General features: G+C 66.9%; 3 protein-coding genes. 2 read left to right on the top strand and 1 reads right to left on the bottom strand.

The annotated features are described in order from the left end of the window. Positions 1–899 (bottom strand): FGGY family carbohydrate kinase (locus AC1DYI_RS29100; RefSeq protein WP_477207603.1); only part of this gene is annotated, 899 nt, incomplete at its 3' end. 184 nt (positions 900–1,083) lie between these two features. Here AC1DYI_RS29100 and AC1DYI_RS29095 point away from each other — a divergent pair. Both AC1DYI_RS29095 and AC1DYI_RS29090 read left to right on the top strand, forming a co-directional pair. Continuing rightward, on the top strand, positions 1,084–2,118 hold the full coding sequence (locus tag AC1DYI_RS29095) for a substrate-binding domain-containing protein (protein WP_477207602.1): 1,035 nt from the start codon (positions 1,084–1,086) through the stop codon (positions 2,116–2,118). A 111-nt stretch (positions 2,119–2,229) separates the two neighbouring features. Continuing rightward, positions 2,230–3,762, top strand: a complete 1,533-nt coding sequence (locus tag AC1DYI_RS29090; protein ID WP_477207604.1) for a sugar ABC transporter ATP-binding protein — start codon at positions 2,230–2,232, stop codon at positions 3,760–3,762. The last annotated feature ends 98 nt before the right edge of the window (positions 3,763–3,860 follow it).

Genomic DNA, 3,860 nt, shown 5'->3' with positions numbered 1-3,860 from the left:
ATGTAGAGCCGGTCGYTCGGCAGGCCAGCGTCGACGATGGCGGCAACGGGCGGCAACACCGGCCGCACCGGTGCGACCACGACGTTGACGCACCAGGTGCCGAGCACGGCCACCTGCTGCCCGCGGCCAGCGGCACCCACTGCAAGCAACGAGGCCAACAGGTCGATCGCGCCGGTGACCACCGGCACACCGGCGGGCAAGCCGTATTCAGCGGCCTCTGTTGGCTGCAGCCGGCCGACTGCGGTACCGCTGGGCACCAACGGCGGCAGTGCATGCGCGGCAAGATCGCTCAGGCCAGTGGCCTCGAAGGCGGCCGATGACCAGCGGCCCGTGGTGAGCGACAACAGCCCCGCGGTGCTCGCATCGCTGGCATCGGTGGCCATTTCGCCGGTCATCAAGAAGGCCAGGTAGTCCTTCGCGAACAGCAGGTGGCGAATCTCGCCACGCTGCAGCGCGCCGGTGGCCAACAACTCTGCCGCGATCAGTGCCGGCTGGCCCGCCCACGGTTGGCAGCCCACCTCGTCGAACAGTGCCGCGCCGTGTTCGCGGCTCAGCGCCTGCGCTCGCGCGGCAGCTCGCTGGTCGGTGGAGGCTACCGCGCAGCCGCGCAACAGTGCGCCCTGCGCGCCCAGTGCATACAGGCCCGCACCGTGCCCTGTGCAACCGATCGCGCGCACCTGTGCAACGCGCGGGCCGAGCTGCCGCGACACCCCTTGCAGAGCCTGCGCCAGCGCGGTGCGCAAGGCTGTTTCGGCGAGCTCGCAGCTGCCATCTGGCTTGCGCATGTGGGGCAGCGGGCCGCCTGCCGTGGCCAGCGTCGCGCCGCTGCCCGCCTCGAAAGCGACGGCCTTCAGGCTGCTGGAGCCCATGTCGATGCCGATGAAGATGTCTGTTTTCATGTCATAACATCGTCATTGCTCTTAATCGACGACACATCTCGTGTTTCCCCTAGGTTGTTCGACAAAAGTCTAGCCGATATTCTTCAGATGTCATGACAACGAAGCGCCATTCGACCTGAAACAAGGCGAAGGCTGGGCAGCAAAACGAGGTCGCCCGCGAGATCGGCGAACACAGGAGACAGCGATGAGGCGAGATTTCTTGAAGACCGCCGCCGTGGCGGGCACTGGCATGTTGGGCGCCACCGGCGCATTCGCGCAAACCGCCGCTGCGGCGGGGCTGCATGGCAATTCCAACGACGTCTACGTGATGAACGTGATGGTCTCGGGCGTCGAGTACTGGTTCCCGGTCTACGAGATGATGAAGCAGCTCGGCCGCACGCTGGGCGTGAAGACGCGCTACAGCGGCACGCCCGAGTACGACGTCAACAAGCAGCTGGCCTCGTTCGAACAGGAGCTGGCGCGCAAGCCGGCCGGCATCTTGCTGCACCCGATGAACCCCGACCCGTTCATCGAGCCGATCAACCGGGCGGCGGCAATGGGCATCCCGGTGGTCACCTTCGCCGCCGATTCTCCGAACTCCAAACGCGTGTCGTTCGTCACGTCGGACAACGACCGCGAAGGCTCGTATGCAGCCGATGCGATCGCCACTGCGCTGGGCGACAAGGGCGACTACGCAGTGCTCGAGAACCCGGGTCAGGACAACCACGACCGCCGCGTGGCCGCCTTCGTCAACCGCATGAAGACGAAGCACCCGGGCATGAAGCTGGTGGGCCGCGCCGCGAGCAACCAGGACCCGAACAAGGCCTACCAAGCCACGCTGAGCCTGGCGCAAGCCAACCCGAACCTCGGCGCGATCTTCATGCCCGAGGCCAACTCGGCGCTCGGTGCGGCGCAGGCCAAGGTCGAGACGAAGAAGAACATCCGTGTGATGTGCTGCGACGTCAACGCCAAGATCCTGGACATGATCAAGTCTGGCGACGTGTTCGGCGCGATCAACCCGAACCAGGGCGTGCAGGGCTACATGGGGATGATGCTGCTGTTCCTGGCCAAGAATGCCCAGCTGATCGACCCGATGAACGACGCCAAGCGCGCCGGCGCCAACCCGATGGCGGTGCCCTTCCTCGACAACGGGTTGTCGATCGTCAGCAAGGCCAACGCCGACGACTTCTACTGGGACAAATACCTCGCGCGCCGCGGCACCAAGGGCATCAACGAATGAGCGCCGCCCGGCCGTTCCGTAGGCGCTCGCTCCCCCTCGGGGGGATCGGTGCGCAGCATCGTAGGGGGCATGAATGAGCGCCGTCCGGTCGACCGGAGGAGGGCACCGATGATGTCTTCCACGGCGCCGCTGCTCGAACTGCGCGGCATCCACAAGCACTTCGGCGCGTCGCGTGCGCTCGCCGGGGTGCACTTCTCGCTGCGCCGCGGCGAGATCCACGCGCTGTGCGGCGAGAACGGTGCCGGCAAGTCGACGCTGATGAAGATCATCGACGGCATCCACCAGCCCGACGGGGGCGACATCTATCTCGATGGCGAGCAGGTGGTGATCGACGGCCCGGCGCAAGCGATGCGCCTGGGCATCGGCCTGGTGCACCAGGAGATCGCGCTCTGTGGCGACGCGACGGTGGCCGAGAACATCTTCATGCACGAGATCGGCGCGGGCGCCGGCGCGTGGATGGACTACGCCGCGCTGAACGAACGCGCGGCCCGCGCGCTGGCGAAGCTGGGGCAGGACATCGCGCCCGAACGCCGCGTGGACGACCTGCCGATCTGCCACCAGCAGCTGGTCGAGATCGCCAAGGCGCTGACGCTGGACTGCAAAGTGCTGATCCTCGACGAGCCGACGGCTGCACTGACCGAGCGGGAGTCGACGGCGCTGTTCCGCGTGCTGCACGACTTGCAGGCGCAGGGCATCGGCATCATCTACATCAGCCACCGCATGGCCGAGATCTTTGCGCATTGCGACCGGGCCACCGTGCTGCGTGATGGCCGCGATGTGCTGTGCGCACCGATCGCCGATGTGAACCCGGATGTGCTGGTGCGGGCCATGGTCGGCCGGGACCTCGGCAACTACTTTCCGCCGAAGGTCGAGGTCGACATCGGGGCGACCCCGCTGCTCGAGGTCGAGGACATCGGTGACGGCGAGTGCGTGAACGGCATCTCGTTCGCACTGCGGCGCGGCGAGGTGCTCGGCATCGCCGGGCTGATGGGCGCCGGTCGCACCGAGCTCGTCGAGATGGTGTGCGGCTTGCGACCGGCACGCCGAGGCAGCATGCGGCTGAACGGCCGGCCGCTGGTGATCCGCCAGTACAGCGACGCACTGCGCCAAGGCATCGCCTACCTGAGCGAAGACCGCAAGGCGGCGGGCGTCTTCCTTGAACTGTCGGTGGCGCAGAACATCTCGTCGATGGCGTCGCGCCTCGTCAGCTCACGCTGGGGGCTGCTGAGGCGCTCCGCCGAACTGGCCTTGAGCGAAGAGCTGGTCTCGCAGCTGAACATCAAGACGCCCGGCCTTGCCAACGACGTGGCCAGCCTGTCGGGCGGCAACCAGCAGAAGGTCGCGATCGCCAAGCTGCTGGCGACGCACCCGATCGTGATGCTGATGGACGAACCGACGCGTGGGGTCGACGTGGGCGCCAAGTCCGAGATCCATCACCTGCTGCGCGAATTCGCCAACCAGGGCGTCGGCGTGATCGTGATTTCGTCGGAGCTGCCCGAGATCATCGGCCTGTGCGACCGCGCGCTGGTCATCCGAGAAGGCCGCGTTGCCGGTGAGGTGGCGGCGGGCGAGATGACCGAAGAACGTCTGCTGCGATTGGCTTCAGGCCTCGCTGCCAAGGAGTTGTTGGATGTCGAAGCTTGAAACCGTGGCGCCGCCGGTATTGACTGGGCAGGAGGCCGCAGCACCGCGAGCGAAGTCCGGCACCAGCCCGATCAAGCTGCGCGAAGCCGGCCTGCTGC

Source organism: Ideonella sp. P3_A4 (assembly GCF_056403075.1).
Note: the sequence above shows the minus strand (reverse complement) of the source record. Positions and strands in the feature narration are given on the sequence as shown.

What these genes read in the sequence shown, in the direction of transcription:
- AC1DYI_RS29095 (WP_477207602.1), top strand. Translation starts at nt 1,084, where the DNA reads ATGAGGCGAGATTTCTTGAAGACCGCCGCCGTGGCGGGCACTGGCATG.
- AC1DYI_RS29090 (WP_477207604.1), top strand. Translation starts at nt 2,230, where the DNA reads ATGTCTTCCACGGCGCCGCTGCTCGAACTGCGCGGCATCCACAAGCAC.